A 16,950-nucleotide genomic window follows, 5' to 3' on the forward strand; every position below is an offset into this window, starting at 1 on the left:
GAGTGAGTATGTCTTATTTTAAACCCTCGATTGATTCTCGAGTGGATTATAGTTTAATTTTACCAGTTATTTGTTTATTGATTTTTGGCATCATGGCCATTTATATAGCAGTGAATCATGACTACCCTGCTAGTGCCTGGGCAATAGTTGGACAGCAAATTGCTTGGATAGCTTTAGGGATTGTGATTAGTTTTGTCGTTATGTTTTTTAACACCAAATTTCTTTGGAAGATCACTCCCCTTCTCTACGTTTTCGGTTTAGGTCTCATGGTTCTACCCCTGGTCTTTTATAGCCCGTCTCTTGTTGCTTCGACAGGAGCTAAAAACTGGGTAACTATTGGTGGTACGACTCTCTTCCAGCCGTCAGAGTTTATGAAAATCTCTTATATTCTGATCTTATCGCGTTCAGTTGTTCAATTCAGCCAACGAAATAAAGACAAGATTAGGACGATCAAAATGGATTGGCTATTGATTTTAGAGCTCTTTCTCTATACTGTGCCAGTCTTGATTTTGCTGACCTTACAGAGTGACTTGGGGACGGCTCTTGTTTTTATGGCCATTTTTTCAGGAATTGTTCTCTTATCTGGAGTCTCTTGGAAAATTATTCTTCCTATATTTCTAACGGGCGTTTCACTTTTTCTAGCTTTTATGCTAATTTTTACCTGGGAAGGTGGTAGGGCATTTCTTCACAATCTAGGCATGCCTACTTACCAAATTAATCGGATTTTAGCATGGCTTCATCCTTTTGAATATGCCCAAACAACTACTTATCAACAAGCTCAGGGCCAGATTGCTATCGGTAGCGGTGGAATCTGGGGGCAAGGTTTTAATGTATCCAATTTATTAGTGCCGGTGCGAGAAAGTGATATGATCTTTACGGTAATTGCGGAAGACTTTGGTTTTATGGGCTCTATCTTTCTGATTGCCCTCTACCTTTTGCTTATTTATCGCATGTTAAGGATTACTCTGAAATCGAACAATCAATTTTATACCTACATTTCTACTGGGCTCACTATGATGCTGATTTTTCATATTTTTGAAAATATTGGAGCTGTGACGGGCTTACTTCCTTTAACAGGAATTCCCCTGCCCTTTATTTCCCAAGGAGGCTCCTCTATTATCAGTAACCTAATTGGAGTAGGTCTCTTGCTTTCTGTTAGTTATCAAAATAATCTTTTAGAAGAGCAACAGACAGGATATTCTAGAAGACGAAAGAAAATTATTCTGAAAAAATTAAAATAGGAGGATAGGATACATGGCGAAAGTTGCTGTTATACTGGCTAATGGTTTTGAAGAAATAGAAGCACTCACAGTTGTGGATGTTTTGCGTCGAGCCAATATTGCCTGTCATATTCTTGGATTTGAGCAAGTAGTGACAGGTTCTCATGGAATCAGTGTTCAAGCTGACCGATTGTGGCAAGGAAATTTAGATGATTATGACATGGTTGTTTTGCCGGGTGGAATGCCTGGATCTGCTAATCTTAGAGATGATCAGGACCTAATGAAAGCTCTAGCTAAGATGCAGGTAGAAGATAAGTGGATTGCTGCAATCTGTGCCGCTCCCATAGCACTTGAAAAAGCAGGAGTACTGGAGAATAAAAAATTCACCTGTTATAATGGCGTTGAGGAGAGCATTAAGAGCGGGAATTACCTGAAGGAAACGGTGGTTACTGATGGTAAACTTATTACAAGTCGGGGTCCCTCAACTGCGCTTGCTTTTGCTTATACTATAGTGGAGAAGCTAGGCGGTGACGCGGATTCCTTACGCCAGGGCATGCTATATACAGATGTTTTTGGAGAATAAACCAGGAAACCCATTTATCAATAAGTGGGTTTTTATTTATTCATATAAATGAGAAATCTATACTTTATTTTTATTTGGTTTAAAAGGATTCTTATCAGTATATTTTACCAATATTAGAGCTTTTTCAGGAAAAATATGGTATAATAAAAGCTATGGATTATCAAGATTATATCTGGGATTTAGGCGGTACGCTTCTCGATAATTATGAAACTTCCACAGCTGCATTTGTACGAACTTTAGCGTCATTAGGCATAGAAGCTAGCCATGATGAAGTATATCAAGCTTTAAAAGTTTCAACGGACCATGCAGTGCAGCAGTTTGCACCGGGAGTGAAAGATTTTTTGAGATCTTACAAGGCCAATGAAGCTAAGGAACTTCAGCATCCTGTTTTATTTAACGGAGCAAAAGAGCTATTAGCAACCATAATTAAGCAAGGTGGCAGAAACTTTTTAGTCTCCCATCGGGACAATCAGGTTTTAGAAATTATCTCTAAAACAGGAATTGATTCCCTCTTTACGGAAATTGTCACAGCTGATAATGGTTTTAAGAGAAAACCTGACCCAGAATCCATGAATTATCTCAAGGAAAAGTACAAGATTAGCTCCTGTTTAGTTATTGGTGATCGCCCGATAGATATAGAGGCTGGTCAAGCCGCAGGTTTTGATACTTATCTTTTTGATAGCATGGAACATCTAAAGAATTATTTACATTTAAATACAGAAAAGGAATAAAATGACAGAAGAAAAGCAACAAGACATCCAATCTCAAGAATATGATGCCAGCCAGATTCAGGTCCTTGAAGGACTTGAAGCAGTTCGTATGCGTCCGGGTATGTATATCGGATCAACTTCTAAAGAAGGTCTGCACCATTTGGTATGGGAAATCGTTGATAACTCGATCGACGAAGCCTTGGCTGGTTTTGCTAGTCATATTCAAGTCTTTATTGAAAAAGACAATTCTATCACAGTTGTTGATGATGGACGTGGTATTCCGGTTGATATTCAGGAAAAAACAGGTCGTCCTGCTGTTGAAACTGTCTTTACGGTCCTTCACGCTGGAGGGAAATTTGGCGGTGGCGGCTACAAGGTTTCAGGAGGTCTTCACGGTGTAGGTTCTTCTGTTGTAAATGCTTTATCTACCCAACTAGATGTTAAGGTATATAAAAATGGTCAAATTCACTTCCAAGAATACACTCGTGGTCAGGTCGTGGCTGATTTGAAAGTGATCGGTGAAACAGATCGGACAGGTACAACGGTTCATTTTACGCCAGACCCAGAAATCTTCACCGAGACTGTTGAATTTGATTTTGAAAAACTCAATAAACGGATCCAAGAACTTGCCTTTCTCAACCGAGGCTTGTCTATCTCGATTACTGATAAACGAGATGGTATGGAACAAAGTAAAGACTACCATTACGAAGGTGGGATTGCTAGTTATGTCCAGTACATCAATGAAAATAAGGAAGTAATCTTCGACAATCCTATTTATACAGATGGAGAAATGGAAGATATAACCGTGGAAGTAGCTATGCAGTATACGACAGGCTACCATGAAACGGTGATGAGTTTTGCTAATAATATCCACACACATGAAGGTGGGACACATGAGCAAGGTTTCCGTACAGCCCTAACTCGAGTCATCAATGATTATGCTAAGAAGAATAAACTTCTCAAAGAAAACGAAGATAACCTTACAGGTGAAGACGTTCGAGAAGGCCTGACTGCAGTTATCTCTGTTAAACACCCGAATCCTCAGTTTGAAGGACAAACCAAGACCAAACTGGGAAATAGCGAAGTTGTTAAAATTACCAACCGTCTATTTAGCGAAGCGTTCTCAGATTTTCTTTTAGAAAATCCTGCAGTTGCTAAGAAGATTGTTGAAAAAGGAATTTTGGCTTCAAAAGCTAGAATAGCTGCAAAAAGAGCGAGAGAAGTCACCCGTAAAAAATCTGGTCTGGAAATTTCGAATTTGCCAGGTAAACTGGCGGATTGTTCGTCAAATAATCCTGCTGAAACAGAACTCTTTATCGTAGAGGGAGACTCAGCTGGAGGTTCAGCTAAGTCAGGACGGAACCGTGAATTTCAGGCAATCTTGCCAATTCGAGGTAAGATTCTCAATGTTGAGAAGGCCAGCATGGATAAAATTTTGGCCAACGAAGAAATCCGTAGCCTTTTCACGGCTATGGGAACTGGTTTTGGTGCTGATTTTGATATTAGCAAGTGTCGTTACCAAAAATTGGTTATCATGACCGATGCCGATGTCGATGGAGCTCATATTCGTACCTTGCTTTTGACTTTGATTTATCGCTATATGAAGCCAGTCTTGGAAGCAGGCTATGTTTACATCGCTCAGCCACCTATCTATGGTGTTAAAGTTGGAAGCGAAGTAAAAGAATATATTCAGCCAGGTGCTGATCAAGAAATAAAACTTCAAGAAGCCTTAGCTAGGTATAGTGAAGGCCGCTCTAAGCCTACAATTCAGCGTTATAAAGGTTTGGGAGAAATGGATGATCACCAACTGTGGGAAACAACTATGGATCCAGAACACCGCTTGATGGCGCGTGTTTCAGTTGACGATGCTGCAGAAGCAGACAAAATCTTTGATATGCTGATGGGAGATCGGGTAGAACCACGTCGCGAATTTATCGAAGAAAATGCTGTTTACAGTACATTAGATGTATAGAAATGAAGAAATTGTATACAAGACTAATGAAATTATGATATAATCATTATGTTTATTCTCAAGTAATAATACGAAGGAGTTTTATATGTCTAACGGACTAATTATTCTAATCATAGTGATTGCAGTAGCTTTAATTCTTGCTTATGTAGCTGCTGTTGTCCTAAGAAAGAGAAATGAGACTCTACTTGATAGTTTGGAAGAACGTAAAGAGAAACTATATAATCTTCCTGTGAATGATGAAGTAGAGGCGATTAAGAATATGCATCTCATCGGTCAAAGTCAGGTGACTTTCCGTGAGTGGAATCAAAAATGGGTCGATCTTTCCCTTAATTCTTTTGCAGATATTGAAAATAATATCTTTGAAGCAGAAGGTTATAACAATTCCTTTCGCTTTCTAAAGGCAAAGCATGCGATTGATAACATTGAAAGTCAGATTAATCTGGTTGAAGAAGATATTGAGTTAATCCGTGAGGCCTTAGCAGACTTAGAAAAGCAAGAAGCAAAAAATAGTGGACGTGTTCTTCATGCTTTGGAATTGTTTGAAAATCTACAAGTTAAAGTAGCTGAAGACACAGAAAAGTATGGACCAGCAGTTCAAGAGATTCAAAAACAGTTGCAAAATATTGAATCTGAGTTCTCCCAATTTGTTACCCTTAATTCTTCTGGGGACCCAGTAGAAGCTGCGGATATTTTGGATAAAACCGAGAACCATATCCTTGCTTTAACTCATATTGTTGATAAAGTGCCAAGTATTGTCACTGAACTAAGAGAAGTTTTACCAGACCAGCTGGAAGATCTTGAATCTGGTTATCGGAAATTGGTGGAAGCTGGATATCATTTTGTTGAAACGGATATCGAGTCTCGCTTCTCGCAACTCCATTCTAATATCACTCAAAACTATGAGAATATTGCTGCTTTGGAGTTGGATAATGCCCAATATGAAAATACTCAAATTCAAGAAGAAATCAATGCTTTGTATGACATCTTTACGCGAGAGATTGCTGCTCAGAAAGTTGTTGAAAAATTACAAGAAAACTTACCAGCTTATTTGAAACACACAAAAGAAAACAACCAACACCTTCAAAGTGAGTTGGATCGTTTGTCTAAGATGTATCTTCTATCTGATGAAGAAGATGAGAAAGTTCGTAATTTACAAAGTGAATTGTCTGCATTAGAGGCAGTTGTTTTAGCTACTGTAGAAGACTCAGCTGAAAATAAACAAGCTTATTCGTTAACTCAGGAAGCACTTGAAGCAACTCAAGAGCGCTTGAAAGAAATTGAAGACGAACAAATCACTCTTGGTGAGCGTCTAGAGAGAATTGAAAAAGATGATGACAATGCTCGTCAAAAAGTCAACATCTACATCAACAAGCTTCACACAATTAAGCGCTATATGGAAAAACGCAATTTACCAGGAATTCCAAAGAGTTTCTTAAGTCTCTTCTTTACAGCCAGTGACCATACAGAGGCCTTGCTTACAGAGTTGGAGCAATTGCGAGTAAATATTGACAATGTTAATTTGTTACTTGAAAATGTTACAAATGACATTCATGATTTGGAAACCGAAACCTATCAGATTGTTCAGTACGCAACTTTGACAGAACAGCTTCTTCAGTATTCTAATCGTTATCGTTCCTTTGATCAAAGTATTCAGGAAGCTTTTAATAAAGCTTTGGATATCTTTGAAAATCAATTCGATTACGAAAGTTCATTCGAAGTGATTTCTCAAGCTCTCGAGGTTGTTGAGCCTGGCGTAACAAGTCGTTTTGTTACATCTTATGAGAAAACTCGTGAAAATATTCGATTTTAAAAGAGTTCCTAAGGGAACTTTTTTATTTTTATTCTCTCCATTTTCTTATGTTATAATGGGGGTAAGGATGGTCTTTGCTGAAGATTTTCCCCATTAGTTGACTCTTTAACAAAAAGCTTTTGCTCTTGAATATCTTACATTTTAAGCAATAGACTTCAAGATTGAGAAAAGAATGTCCTGAAAGGCAGAAAGTTTTTCTGTAGGAAAAATCTTATGTGAACAAAATGGGAAGAAACTTCCTGATTAATGGAGTAAATTATAAAAGGAAGTAAGCATATAATGAGGTGAAAGAATGGAGCAAATAAAAGGTCTCTTAGTCATGGATGTAGATAGCACCTTAATCATGGAAGAAGGTATTGACCTGCTAGGAGAAGAAGCGGGTGTGGGATCTCAGGTTGCAGCTATTACCGAACGTGCCATGCGAGGAGAGTTGGACTTTGAAGCTGCTTTACGTGAGCGGGTTGCCCTTTTAAAAGGCCTGCCGGAGGATATTTTTGCTCGAATTGCAGAAAAGATCCACTTCACGCCAGGAGCCGAGGACTTGGTCAAGGAGCTGCATAAGCGTGGCTATAAAGTAGGCTTGGTGTCAGGTGGTTTTCATGAGACGGTGGACAGACTGGCTGAGCAACTTGGAATTGACTACGTCAAGGCAAATCGTTTGGAAATTGAGCAGGGCTTTTTGACAGGCCAAGTTTTAGGAGAGATTGTCACTAAGGATACCAAGCTTGCCATGTTAAAATCATGGGCAGCTGAAAATAAGTTGGAATTAAATCAAACGATTGCTATGGGAGATGGCGCCAATGATCTACCTATGATTCAGGTGGCAGGGATGGGAATTGCCTTTATGGCCAAGCCAATCGTGCGCGAGCAGGCTCCTTATCAGATTCAAGAATGCAATCTCTATCGGGTCATTGATCTTTTGGATAATAGAAAAGAATAGGAGAGAAGTATGCATATCCTAATTGCACCAGATTCTTTCAAGGAAAGTTTATCAGCTCCTCAGGTTGCTCAGGCTCTGCAGAACGGATTTTCTCAGGCCTTGCCAGATGCTAGCTTTGACTTGCTGCCGGTCGGTGACGGGGGCGAGGGGACAATGGCTGCGCTGACATCAGCCTTGGGCTGGACTGAATTTTACCACACTGTGACTGGTCCTTTTGGCAAGCCAGTAAATATGCCTTATGCTAGGAACGGTCAGCAAGCACTGTTTGAGATGGCTGACTTGGTCGGACTCGCCTCTATTCCTCATGAAAAACGAAATCCCTTGGCCACAGAGACCAAAGGATTGGGAGAATTGATTTTGCAACTGGCTAAAGACGGCGTCAGAAAAATTTTAGTGGGTGTTGGGGGCTCGGCCAGTAACGACGGTGGGATTGGATTGGCAGCTGGATTGGGCTATGAATTTTTCGATGTGGACAATCATAGATTGCGCCCCATTGGCTCGTCTTTGGGAAAGGTCGCTCGAATATCAGCTGAGCAGGTTCCTGCTTTCTTGAAAGAAGTTAAGATTGAGATTTTAACTGATGTTGACAATCCTCTATGCGGAGAGCGAGGTGCGACAATTGTTTTCGGAGGTCAGAAAGGTCTAGCTCCCTTATTATTCTCTCAAGTGGATCAAGCCATGGCAGATTTCTATCAGTTGGTTGATCCTCAGGTGATTGATATGGATGGAGCTGGAGCCGGAGGCGGAATGGCTGCAGGACTGGTCGCTTTTGCTGGTGGAAAAATCGTTTCGGGTATTGAAACCTGTCTAGATTTACTGGATTTTGATGAAAGAGTAAAAAAAGCGGACTTGGTCATAGTGGGCGAGGGGCGGATGGACCGTCAGTCTTTGGCGGGTAAGGCACCAGTTGGGATCGCAAGACGAACACCAGAAGGAATACCTGTACTGGCTATTTGTGGTAGTCTGGCTGATGATTTACCAGATTTTCCAGCTGAAAATATCCAAGCAGCATTTCCGATTATTGCGCGAGCAGATAGTTTAGATAAGATACTAGAACAGGCTGAGCAAAATTTGATTCGCACAGCGAGAAATATTGGCAATGTACTAAAAATGAAAAAAAGCGGTTAGTCCGCCTTTTTTAGTAGGTATTCAATTTCTTTAACTATCAAGCCCTTTTCAAAGAAGAAGATATCACAAGATAGGTCCCCAAAGTCATTTTCTAAAAGGGTCACAATCCGATTCTGGTCGGGACTAAGCTGATAATAAGTGCAAGCAAATTGGACGGGGTTGTTTTGGTAGACTTTTTGAATTTTAGTTAGATAGTCCGCCTTGCCTTTGATGATTTCGATTGTATCACCCTGTAATTCCCAGCTTACTTGATCAGAAAGAAAAGTCTGATAGGTTTGCCAATCTCGCTGATTTTCTGCATCAAAAAAAGCAAAAAGTTTCTCTATATTAGTCATCTTATCCAAACCACTTTTTCCAGATAGATTGCTTTTCTTTTGTAGGCTTTTCTGTTGGCTGAAAAAGACTAGCAAACTGTTGGAACATGTCCTTATCATCCACTTGGACTAGATGGTCACTGTGGATAATGAGGCCAAATGGAGAAGTTTGGCAATCACTAGAAACAATTGTTGCCTCACAACTAAGATCTTTAGATATTTTTAAATAAAAGATTTGATTGCTAGACTCCACTTCTGGTGAAATTTTGACTAGGACAGGCTGATATTCTTCTACAATTTTGCTGAGCACTTCTTTGAAGTGACTACGAACGAGAGAGCCATTTGCTTGCTCAACAGAGCAGGAGACCAGTACTCGTTCCTCAAAAGTTCCTAAAAATTTACGTTGCTCATCAGGCTTAAGTTTGGCACCGCCTTGGGCTTTCTCCATGATTACTTTATTAATATCTGTCATAGGTTTAGTATAGCATAAAGTCATAGGGGCTGCAAAAATACTTATTTCATAATATTTCATCAAAATAGAAAAAGTATGCAATGTGTAAGCGGTTGCTTGATAAATCTAGATTTTTTAAGGTTAAGAGACGATTTTTTCTTGAAAAAAACGCTTATTTAGAGTATGATAGAAGAGTAAATAAAAAAACTCAAAGGAGAGTAAGAAATGTCAATTATTACTGATGTTTACGCTCGCGAAGTCCTAGACTCACGCGGTAACCCAACACTTGAAGTAGAAGTTTATACTGAATCAGGTGCATTCGGACGTGGAATGGTTCCTTCAGGAGCTTCTACAGGTGAACACGAAGCAGTTGAACTTCGTGATGGCGACAAATCTCGTTACGGTGGTCTTGGTACACAAAAAGCAGTTGATAACGTAAACAATGTTATCGCTGAAGCTATCATCGGTTACGATGTTCGTGACCAACAAGCTATTGACCGTGCAATGATCGCTCTTGACGGTACTCCTAACAAAGGTAAATTGGGTGCAAACGCAATCCTTGGTGTGTCTATCGCTGTAGCTCGTGCTGCTGCTGACTACCTTGAAATCCCTCTTTACAGCTACCTTGGTGGATTCAACACTAAAGTACTTCCAACTCCAATGATGAACATCATCAATGGTGGATCTCACTCAGATGCTCCAATCGCATTCCAAGAGTTCATGATCTTGCCAGTTGGTGCTCCAACATTCAAAGAAGCTCTTCGTTACGGTGCTGAAATCTTCCACGCTCTTAAGAAAATCCTTAAATCTCGTGGTTTGGAAACTGCCGTTGGTGACGAAGGTGGATTCGCTCCTCGTTTTGAAGGAACTGAAGATGGTGTAGAAACTATCATCGCTGCTATCGAAGCTGCTGGTTATGTTCCAGGTAAAGATGTATTTATCGGATTTGACTGTGCATCATCAGAATTCTACGATAAAGAACGTAAAGTTTACGACTACACTAAATTTGAAGGTGAAGGCGCTGCTGTTCGTACATCTGCAGAACAAATCGACTACCTTGAAGAATTGGTTAACAAATACCCAATCATCACTATCGAAGATGGTATGGATGAAAATGACTGGGATGGTTGGAAAGCTCTTACTGAACGTCTTGGTAAGAAAGTACAACTTGTTGGTGACGACTTCTTCGTAACAAACACTGACTACCTTGCACGTGGTATCAAAGAAGGTGCTGCTAACTCAATCCTTATCAAAGTTAACCAAATCGGTACTCTTACTGAAACTTTTGAAGCGATTGAAATGGCTAAAGAAGCTGGTTACACTGCAGTTGTATCACACCGTTCAGGTGAAACTGAAGATTCAACAATCGCTGACATCGCAGTTGCAACTAACGCAGGTCAAATCAAGACTGGTTCACTTTCACGTACAGACCGTATTGCTAAATACAACCAATTGCTTCGTATCGAAGATCAACTTGGTGAAGTTGCTCAATACAAAGGTCTTCAATCTTTCTACAACTTGAAAAAATAATTCATTCAGATTGAATGAAGTAAGGATCCCTCAAGCTTGACTTGAGGGATTTTTGAATAAAGTAAAGGGAGACTCGGGAGATGATTTATTTTCTTCTATATATTCTAAGTAGAGAGTGGCCAGCTCTTATTCTCTTGATTGTTGGACTTCTTGTAGCTCATCGATGGAAGCCTAGGAATCTGGCACTTTTAGCGGTTCTTTTATTCTTTTTGGTCACCAGTATATTGTGGAAACCTCAGTTGAGTCCGTGGCTTGCTTTTCTCTTTTTATTCCTCGCTTTCTATTTATTGATTGAAAGATATAAATGGGTTCTTTATCCTGCTCTTGCTTTAGGTTTGTTGCTGTTGGCAGTTTCTCCTATAATTGGCTTTCTTTTTACAATTTATGTTCCAGTAAGCCATTATGCCTATCTTGAGGAAAAAGGGCAGACAGTAGTAGTTCGAGAAGACTACTATGGAGCTTTTTTTAGTGATAGTAATATAGAGATTATAACTTATGGCGAAGGGAAGCTTATACCAGTAAATGTAAAGCAGTATGATAATGTTCCTATGCATGAATTTAATGAAGGCAAAGATGTTAACGAAGATGGTTTTCTTGCTCAATCGCTAACAAGAGAACGATTGGAAGAATTAAAAGACTTTATTAATAAAAGAAATCAGCAAAGAAAATAGATTAGCTAGAAGCAGATTTTTTATAGATTTGTTGGGAACTTTCCTTGCTTGAATCGATGAAAAGTAGTATGATAAGACACAGATTGTGAGGAGAAATAAATGAAAGATTTTCACTTTGATGCGATTTCAGCATTTGAGAACTACGAAATTGAAAAAATGGAGGATGGCCAAGTCATTGTTACGACCGAAGTGGTGACGTCTTCTCTAAACTATTATGGTAATGCTCACGGTGGCTACCTTTTTACTCTCTGTGATCAGATTTCTGGTCTAGTCTTGATATCACAAGGTTTAGATGGAGTAACGCTCCAGTCTTCAATTAACTACCTGCGAGCAGGACATGCAGGTGATAAGCTTACTATCTCAGGGAACTGTGTTCATCCAGGACGTAAAACGAGAGTAGTAGATGTGGTTATTAGCAATCAAGAAAAAGAAAATGTCTGCAAGGCAACATTTACCATGTTTGTTACAGGGCAAAGAAAAGAAGAAAGTCAGATTAATATTTAGTACTTAAGTCCCAGTTTTTAACTAGAAACTGGGACCTATTTTTTAAAATGCCTAGCCAGTATCTGAAATTTAGTATATATAAAAAAGCATCTCTCAATGAGGATGCTTTTTTTAGTTTGCTTAAAACAAACCTTTGATTTTATCGATAGCGTCACTGGCCATTTCATTTCCAGCTACTAACTTTTTGGCTTGGTCTAGGTATTCGCCAAGTTTGTCTTTATTATCTTCAACAAACTTTTTAGCTGCATCGAAATCTTTCTTTTCGATCATTTCTTTTACTTGGTTAAATAAATCTAGGGGATTCATAATAGGCTCCTTAGTCATTTTTTCATACGGTAATAATTTAATCAAACTTTTAAATAGAAAGCAAGGAATCTGCTTATTTAAAGGTGACACAGACAGATTCAGGAACATAAAAGTCATGAGAGACTTCTGTTAATTTACCGCTTTCTATATCACGTTTGAAAACTGTCGCATTGTCAGAGTCTTGGTGAACTGCGATAATGTAGTTTTGATCAGGTGTGATATTAAAATCTCGTGGATTCTTTCCATTGGTTGGTGTAATTTCGACCAACTCCAAACTACCATCCTTGAGAATTTTATAGACGGCGATTGAATCATGCCCACGATTGGATCCATAGAGAAATTTGCCATCTGCAGAAAGTCTGATAGCAGCAGTACCATTTGCTCCAGTGAAGTCTTCAGGTAGGGTCGAGATAGTTTGTAGGTGTTCAAATTGGCCAACACCATCATAGATAAGAACTTCAATCGTTGAGTTTAGTTCACAAATGAGATAAGCCATTTTGTAATAATTATGGAAGACTAGATGGCGTGCTCCAGCACCAGGCGAGCAAGTGTATGTATCTAATTTTTTTAGTTTCCCATCTTCTGAAAGGTCATAGGTTACCACTTGGTCAGTTCCTAAATCACATGTAACTAGGTATTGATCAGGTGTTAAGTCAGTGAAGTGAACATGAGCAGAAGCTTGATTCTCATGTGGACCAGATCCTTCATGCGTGTCTGAATCTGCTAGCTCCAGACTGCCATCAGATAAACGTTTGTAGACTAGGACTTGCCCCTTATGATAGTTGGCTCCATATACCAAATCACGCTTTTCATCTACTGCAACATAGCATAGAGGAGCTCCTTCTTCAACGACATGATTTAAAAGTTTGAAATCCTTATCAAATGCAGCGATTCCTCCTTGCCCATTTTCAGCCCCCACAGTATAAAGATGATCAGCAGCGTCAAATGCAAGATAGGTCGGACTGGCTTCTTCGGCCACTAGCGCTAAGTTTGACAAAATTCCATTATTTGAGTCAAAATCTGCCTTGTAAAGACCTTTTGACTCCCGTCGGGTATAGGTACCAAAGTAAACTGTTTGTGTCATAATCTTACCTCGTATTGGTGTTTATTAAAGATATTGTCATTATATCATAAAATAGCTTGGATTGGTTTTCATGATAGGATATGCAAAAAATTCAAAAGAATAGTATCAGTTTAAAAAACACAAAAAAAACAGATGGCAGGTAGGAGGGTCTTAGATAGCTTTGTTAGAATAGATTTGTTCAAACAAAACAAAAAGGTTAAAAAGCTGTTTATGTTTGTTGATAAAAACATTTACAACAGATTTTAACCCAATAACTTACTAAAAAGGAGAACATCATGAACTTTAAAAAATTAGCTACTCTTATCACTGTCTTAGGACTCTCAATTATATTTTTAGCAGCTTGTGGAAATAAGGATAAGCAAAAAACAGAGACCTTAGATGGCAAGCCAATTGATTACAAGAAGGATGCTGTAGATAAGAAAAACAAAGTAGTTGATGGGAAAGAAGTGACAGAATATACTATGCCAGATGGAAATATTGTTCAAATTCCGGTTGATAATGAAGAAGATACAGATACAGCAGATTCAAGCGCAGAATAATAATGAGTGGTCGTGAGACTTGGAGGCAGTATGTTACGAGGAAAAAAGAAAAATTCTAAAATTATTTTAATCAGTAGTGTAGCTTTATTGACTTGTGTAGCTGTGGGAGGGTACTTCCTTTTGCAGCCAGGTCAAAATCAATCTGTTGTTGTCAACAATAAAGTTGACTCTAAAACAGTTCAAGAAGCTGTGGATGAAGCCAAGAAGAAAAGCTTGGTTTTATCTGGTGAAGTTGCACCGAATAATAGCAGTAAGGTTAAGATCGATCCATCAAAAGGTGAGGTCAAGGAAGTATTCGTCAAAAATGGCGACACTGTCACACAGGGACAACCTCTCTTTTCCTATGTAACTTCCCAAGAGCTGACAGCTCAATCAGCTCAATATGATGCTCAGGCTAAGTCTAATAGTATTAGTACGGCGCAAAGTAATGCTTCAATTAAGTGGGAGACTTATAATCGTAAATTAGCAAATTTGAACAGTTTGCGTGAAAAATATAATGCGAATAACGATGAGTCCCTACTAGATCAGATCAAATCTGCGGAAGATGAAGTTGCACAAAGTTTAAGCGATGCGAATTCAGCTGATAATGAAGTAAAAAATGCTCAGATAGAAGCAGAAAAAGCTCAGGCTACTGCTCAAACTGAATCAGACCGAATGAAATATGATACAGTAACAGCAGATACAGCGGGCACTATCACTTCTATGAATGAAGACTTACCGACTCAATCAAAAGCTAAGAAAGAAGAAGAAAACTTTATCGAAATCATGGACAAGTCCAAGACTTTTGTAAAAGGGAACGTTAGTGAATTTGATCGTGAGAAATTACAAGTTGGACAAAAAGTTGAAGTAGTTGATCGTAAAAACCCTAAGAAAAAATGGACAGGCACAGTAACTCAAGTCGGTACTCTTACAGCGGATGCAGCAGCAAATGGTAACAAACAACAACAGGAAAATCCAAATCAAGCTAAATACCCATATAAAGTAGAGTTAGACCAAGCCGAAAATATGCCTTTGATTGGTTCTCATACTTATGTCAATGTTATTGAAAATGCGCCTGAAGCTGGCAAGGTTGTCGTGAATAAATCTTATGTGTTCACAGAAAACGGTAAATCTTATGTTTGGAAAGTAGAAAACAAAAAGATCAAAAAACAAGAAGTCAAGACCAAGGCTCTTAAGGGTTCGCTTGTTGAAATCACAGAAGGTTTGAAGATGGAAGACAGTATCTCTAGTGTTAAGGACGGCATGAAAGAGGGCATGGAGGTAGGAGCAGATGTTAAAGCTTAAAGAAATTCATAAATCTTACCAACAGGGCAGTCAGGAATTTCCTATTCTAAAAGGAATCGATCTTCATGTGAAAGAGGGTGATTTTCTAGCGATTATGGGACCGTCAGGTTCTGGTAAATCAACTCTGATGAATATCATAGGGTGCTTGGACAAGGCTAATGCTGGAAGTTATCATATTGAAGGTACAGATGTATCCAATCTATCAGACAATCAATTGTCAGATTTACGAAATCAAAAAATTGGTTTTGTATTTCAGAACTTCAATCTGATGCCAAAGTTAACAGCTTGTCAAAATGTGGAATTGCCTTTAACCTATATGAAGATTCCCAAAAAGGAAAGACGGGAACGGGCAATGAAAATGTTACGTTTGGTAGGCTTAGAAGAGCGAAGCGAATTTAAGCCAATGGAATTATCAGGGGGACAAAAGCAGCGGGTAGCCATTGCCCGCGCTTTGGTTACTAACCCAAGTTTTATTCTTGGAGATGAACCGACTGGGGCCTTGGATACCAAGACCAGCGTACAAATCATGGAACTTTTTAAGCAGTTTAATGAAGCTGGAAAGACAATCGTGATTATTACCCATGAACCAGAAGTGGCTCAAATGTGCAAGAAAACAGTTGTTTTACGTGATGGAAATATTGAACACAAAGAGGTAGAAAGGAATTAAGACATTTATGGAAGATATTTTTGTAGCTCTAAATTCCATTTTATCGCATAAAATGCGCTCAATGCTGACCATGCTGGGAATTATCATTGGGATCGGTGCCATCATTGCTATCTTTTCAATTATCGAAGGAAATACAGAAAATACCAAGAGACAGTTGATCGGTGGCAGTAATAATACCATCAAAGTGGTCTATGACAAGAAGAATGTGATTGACCCTAGTATACCTGAAAAGGCTCAGGCAAAAAAACCTGGCTACATCCCTTTCATGGGTGAAGATATACTGAATAAGATTCGAGAAATTCCTGGTGTTAAAAATGCTCTTTTAACCTATGGAACGGATGACAAGATTTACCATCTGGAACAAAAAACATCTGGTAAGGTACAGGCTGTTTCTCAAAATATTGCAGAAATCAAGAAAATGCGGACCATAGAGGGTGCAGATTTTTCGGATCCTGCTTTCCAAAACCAAGAGCAGGTTACTTATCTGGAAAAATCTCTCTATGATAGTCTCTTCCCAAATGGAAATGGTATTGGAAAATACATTGAAGTCAAGGGAAGTCCTTTCAAGGTAATTGGTGTTTTTGAGTCTACGGAACAAAGTGGCTTGACAGCGGGAGCTGATCGGGTTGCCTATATTCCACTCCAACAATGGCACAGACTTTTTGAGGAGTTGAATGTTAATCCAGAGGTGACAGTTCAAACCTATAAAGCAGATGACCTGAAGAAGGTGGCAAAAAAAGTTGGAGATTATCTCAATCAACAAGTCCCTAGTTCTGATTATATGTTTGGGGTGCTAAATTTACAGGAATTTGAACGTCAATTGGATAATTTGAACCAATCAAACTTTGTACTTTTGGCAGGGATTGCCAGTATTTCCCTTCTGGTCGGAGGGATTGGTGTTATGAACATCATGCTAGTCTCTGTTACAGAAAGGACTCGTGAAATTGGTATTAAGAAGGCTTTGGGAGCAAGACGAAAAATCATTCTCAAGCAGTTTTTAATTGAAGCAGTTATCTTGACCTTGATGGGTGGATTTATAGGAGTAGTGGCTGGAATCCTATCTGGTTTTGCTATTACTCAGTCACTGGCTTATCCTTACATTCTTTCCCTCTTCTCAGTCTTTGTAAGTTTGCTATTTTGTTGTATAATAGGGGTAGTATTTGGATTGCTACCAGCCGTCAAAGCGTCCAAGCTTGATCCAATCGAAGCTTTGCGCTTTGAATAGAAGTAATAAGGA

Annotated in this window: 18 protein-coding genes; 14 read left to right on the forward strand and 4 right to left on the reverse strand. The window is 39.0% G+C overall.

Annotated features, from left to right (window positions below; translation table 11 throughout):
* The first annotated feature begins 8 nt into the window (after positions 1-8).
* The 7 genes from O3640_RS05730 to O3640_RS05760 all read left to right on the forward strand — a co-directional run bounded on the left by O3640_RS05730 (position 9) and on the right by O3640_RS05760 (position 8,363).
* Positions 9-1,241 carry an FtsW/RodA/SpoVE family cell cycle protein gene (locus tag O3640_RS05730; RefSeq protein WP_045503701.1) on the forward strand — a complete coding sequence of 411 codons (1,233 nt, stop codon included), beginning with the start codon at positions 9-11 and terminating at the stop codon, positions 1,239-1,241.
* 13 nt (positions 1,242-1,254) lie between these two features.
* A complete protein-coding gene (locus O3640_RS05735; protein WP_227955644.1) occupies positions 1,255-1,803 on the forward strand; it encodes a DJ-1 family glyoxalase III in 549 nt (182 codons plus the stop codon).
* 152 nt (positions 1,804-1,955) lie between these two features.
* Positions 1,956-2,534 carry an HAD-IA family hydrolase gene (locus tag O3640_RS05740; protein ID WP_048779846.1) on the forward strand — a complete coding sequence of 193 codons (579 nt, stop codon included), beginning with the start codon at positions 1,956-1,958 and terminating at the stop codon, positions 2,532-2,534.
* A 1-nt stretch (position 2,535) separates the two neighbouring features.
* Positions 2,536-4,485 (forward strand): DNA topoisomerase (ATP-hydrolyzing) subunit B, encoded by a 1,950-nt coding sequence (gene gyrB / locus O3640_RS05745; RefSeq protein ID WP_082307532.1) that lies wholly within the window; start codon positions 2,536-2,538, stop codon positions 4,483-4,485.
* Between the two features lie 85 nt (positions 4,486-4,570).
* A complete protein-coding gene (gene ezrA / locus O3640_RS05750; RefSeq protein ID WP_125392421.1) occupies positions 4,571-6,295 on the forward strand; it encodes a septation ring formation regulator EzrA in 1,725 nt (574 codons plus the stop codon).
* A 292-nt stretch (positions 6,296-6,587) separates the two neighbouring features.
* Positions 6,588-7,235 (forward strand): phosphoserine phosphatase SerB, encoded by a 648-nt coding sequence (gene serB, locus O3640_RS05755; protein ID WP_223349880.1) that lies wholly within the window; start codon positions 6,588-6,590, stop codon positions 7,233-7,235.
* A 9-nt stretch (positions 7,236-7,244) separates the two neighbouring features.
* Positions 7,245-8,363 carry a glycerate kinase gene (locus O3640_RS05760; RefSeq protein ID WP_268709752.1) on the forward strand — a complete coding sequence of 373 codons (1,119 nt, stop codon included), beginning with the start codon at positions 7,245-7,247 and terminating at the stop codon, positions 8,361-8,363.
* Here O3640_RS05760 and O3640_RS05765 read toward each other — a convergent pair.
* Together O3640_RS05765 and O3640_RS05770 are read right to left on the reverse strand one after the other, a co-directional pair.
* Entirely contained in the window at positions 8,360-8,698 is a 339-nt protein-coding gene (locus O3640_RS05765) for a nuclear transport factor 2 family protein (protein ID WP_061599438.1), read from the reverse strand. The genes O3640_RS05760 and O3640_RS05765 overlap by 4 nt on opposite strands.
* A gap of 1 nt (position 8,699) precedes the next feature.
* On the reverse strand, positions 8,700-9,149 hold the full coding sequence (locus O3640_RS05770) for a YueI family protein (RefSeq protein WP_061596953.1): 450 nt from the start codon (positions 9,147-9,149) through the stop codon (positions 8,700-8,702).
* Positions 9,150-9,353: 204 nt separating this feature from the next.
* Between O3640_RS05770 and eno the strand changes: the two genes are divergently transcribed.
* The 3 genes from eno (at position 9,354) to O3640_RS05785 (ending at position 11,833) form a co-directional block, all read left to right on the forward strand.
* A complete protein-coding gene (eno, locus tag O3640_RS05775) occupies positions 9,354-10,658 on the forward strand; it encodes a surface-displayed alpha-enolase (RefSeq protein ID WP_045503682.1) in 1,305 nt (434 codons plus the stop codon).
* Positions 10,659-10,738: 80 nt separating this feature from the next.
* Positions 10,739-11,329, forward strand: a complete 591-nt coding sequence (locus tag O3640_RS05780) for a hypothetical protein (protein WP_371586792.1) — start codon at positions 10,739-10,741, stop codon at positions 11,327-11,329.
* A 99-nt stretch (positions 11,330-11,428) separates the two neighbouring features.
* Positions 11,429-11,833 (forward strand): PaaI family thioesterase, encoded by a 405-nt coding sequence (locus O3640_RS05785; protein ID WP_045503675.1) that lies wholly within the window; start codon positions 11,429-11,431, stop codon positions 11,831-11,833.
* Positions 11,834-11,953: 120 nt separating this feature from the next.
* Here the strand turns inward: O3640_RS05785 and O3640_RS05790 are convergent, their stop codons facing one another.
* Both O3640_RS05790 and O3640_RS05795 read right to left on the reverse strand, forming a co-directional pair.
* Positions 11,954-12,139 (reverse strand): hypothetical protein, encoded by a 186-nt coding sequence (locus O3640_RS05790; protein ID WP_045503673.1) that lies wholly within the window; start codon positions 12,137-12,139, stop codon positions 11,954-11,956.
* A 73-nt stretch (positions 12,140-12,212) separates the two neighbouring features.
* Entirely contained in the window at positions 12,213-13,223 is a 1,011-nt protein-coding gene (locus O3640_RS05795) for a lactonase family protein (RefSeq protein WP_061593288.1), read from the reverse strand.
* A 275-nt stretch (positions 13,224-13,498) separates the two neighbouring features.
* On the opposite strand from O3640_RS05795, the gene O3640_RS05800 reads away from it, so the two are divergent.
* The 4 genes from O3640_RS05800 to O3640_RS05815 are packed head-to-tail and all read left to right on the forward strand — an operon-like array spanning position 13,499 to position 16,938.
* On the forward strand, positions 13,499-13,762 hold the full coding sequence (locus O3640_RS05800) for a hypothetical protein (protein WP_061593287.1): 264 nt from the start codon (positions 13,499-13,501) through the stop codon (positions 13,760-13,762).
* A gap of 30 nt (positions 13,763-13,792) precedes the next feature.
* The gene (locus O3640_RS05805) at positions 13,793-15,046 is read left to right on the forward strand and encodes an efflux RND transporter periplasmic adaptor subunit (RefSeq protein ID WP_061582989.1); all 1,254 of its coding nucleotides are present in this window, start codon (positions 13,793-13,795) and stop codon (positions 15,044-15,046) included.
* Positions 15,033-15,713, forward strand: a complete 681-nt coding sequence (locus O3640_RS05810; protein WP_061596811.1) for an ABC transporter ATP-binding protein — start codon at positions 15,033-15,035, stop codon at positions 15,711-15,713. Before O3640_RS05805 ends, O3640_RS05810 begins: the two co-directional genes overlap by 14 nt.
* A gap of 7 nt (positions 15,714-15,720) precedes the next feature.
* Positions 15,721-16,938: an ABC transporter permease gene (locus tag O3640_RS05815; RefSeq protein ID WP_061596813.1), complete on the forward strand. Its 1,218-nt coding sequence runs from the start codon at positions 15,721-15,723 to the stop codon at positions 16,936-16,938.
* Positions 16,939-16,950 lie beyond the last annotated feature (12 nt).

Source organism: Streptococcus sp. 27098_8_75 (assembly GCF_041432475.1).
Taxonomy (GTDB): Bacteria; Bacillota; Bacilli; order Lactobacillales; family Streptococcaceae; genus Streptococcus; species Streptococcus gordonii.

Coding starts and splice junctions, on each gene's coding strand:
- O3640_RS05730 (WP_045503701.1), top strand. CDS start 9: ATGTCTTATTTTAAACCCTCGATTGATTCTCGAGTGGATTATAGTTTA.
- O3640_RS05735 (WP_227955644.1), top strand. CDS start 1,255: ATGGCGAAAGTTGCTGTTATACTGGCTAATGGTTTTGAAGAAATAGAA.
- O3640_RS05740 (WP_048779846.1), top strand. CDS start 1,956: ATGGATTATCAAGATTATATCTGGGATTTAGGCGGTACGCTTCTCGAT.
- gyrB (WP_082307532.1), top strand. CDS start 2,536: ATGACAGAAGAAAAGCAACAAGACATCCAATCTCAAGAATATGATGCC.
- ezrA (WP_125392421.1), top strand. CDS start 4,571: ATGTCTAACGGACTAATTATTCTAATCATAGTGATTGCAGTAGCTTTA.
- serB (WP_223349880.1), top strand. CDS start 6,588: ATGGAGCAAATAAAAGGTCTCTTAGTCATGGATGTAGATAGCACCTTA.
- O3640_RS05760 (WP_268709752.1), top strand. CDS start 7,245: ATGCATATCCTAATTGCACCAGATTCTTTCAAGGAAAGTTTATCAGCT.
- O3640_RS05765 (WP_061599438.1), bottom strand. CDS start 8,698: ATGACTAATATAGAGAAACTTTTTGCTTTTTTTGATGCAGAAAATCAG.
- O3640_RS05770 (WP_061596953.1), bottom strand. CDS start 9,149: ATGACAGATATTAATAAAGTAATCATGGAGAAAGCCCAAGGCGGTGCC.
- eno (WP_045503682.1), top strand. CDS start 9,354: ATGTCAATTATTACTGATGTTTACGCTCGCGAAGTCCTAGACTCACGC.
- O3640_RS05780 (WP_371586792.1), top strand. CDS start 10,739: ATGATTTATTTTCTTCTATATATTCTAAGTAGAGAGTGGCCAGCTCTT.
- O3640_RS05785 (WP_045503675.1), top strand. CDS start 11,429: ATGAAAGATTTTCACTTTGATGCGATTTCAGCATTTGAGAACTACGAA.
- O3640_RS05790 (WP_045503673.1), bottom strand. CDS start 12,139: ATGAATCCCCTAGATTTATTTAACCAAGTAAAAGAAATGATCGAAAAG.
- O3640_RS05795 (WP_061593288.1), bottom strand. CDS start 13,223: ATGACACAAACAGTTTACTTTGGTACCTATACCCGACGGGAGTCAAAA.
- O3640_RS05800 (WP_061593287.1), top strand. CDS start 13,499: ATGAACTTTAAAAAATTAGCTACTCTTATCACTGTCTTAGGACTCTCA.
- O3640_RS05805 (WP_061582989.1), top strand. CDS start 13,793: ATGTTACGAGGAAAAAAGAAAAATTCTAAAATTATTTTAATCAGTAGT.
- O3640_RS05810 (WP_061596811.1), top strand. CDS start 15,033: ATGTTAAAGCTTAAAGAAATTCATAAATCTTACCAACAGGGCAGTCAG.
- O3640_RS05815 (WP_061596813.1), top strand. CDS start 15,721: ATGGAAGATATTTTTGTAGCTCTAAATTCCATTTTATCGCATAAAATG.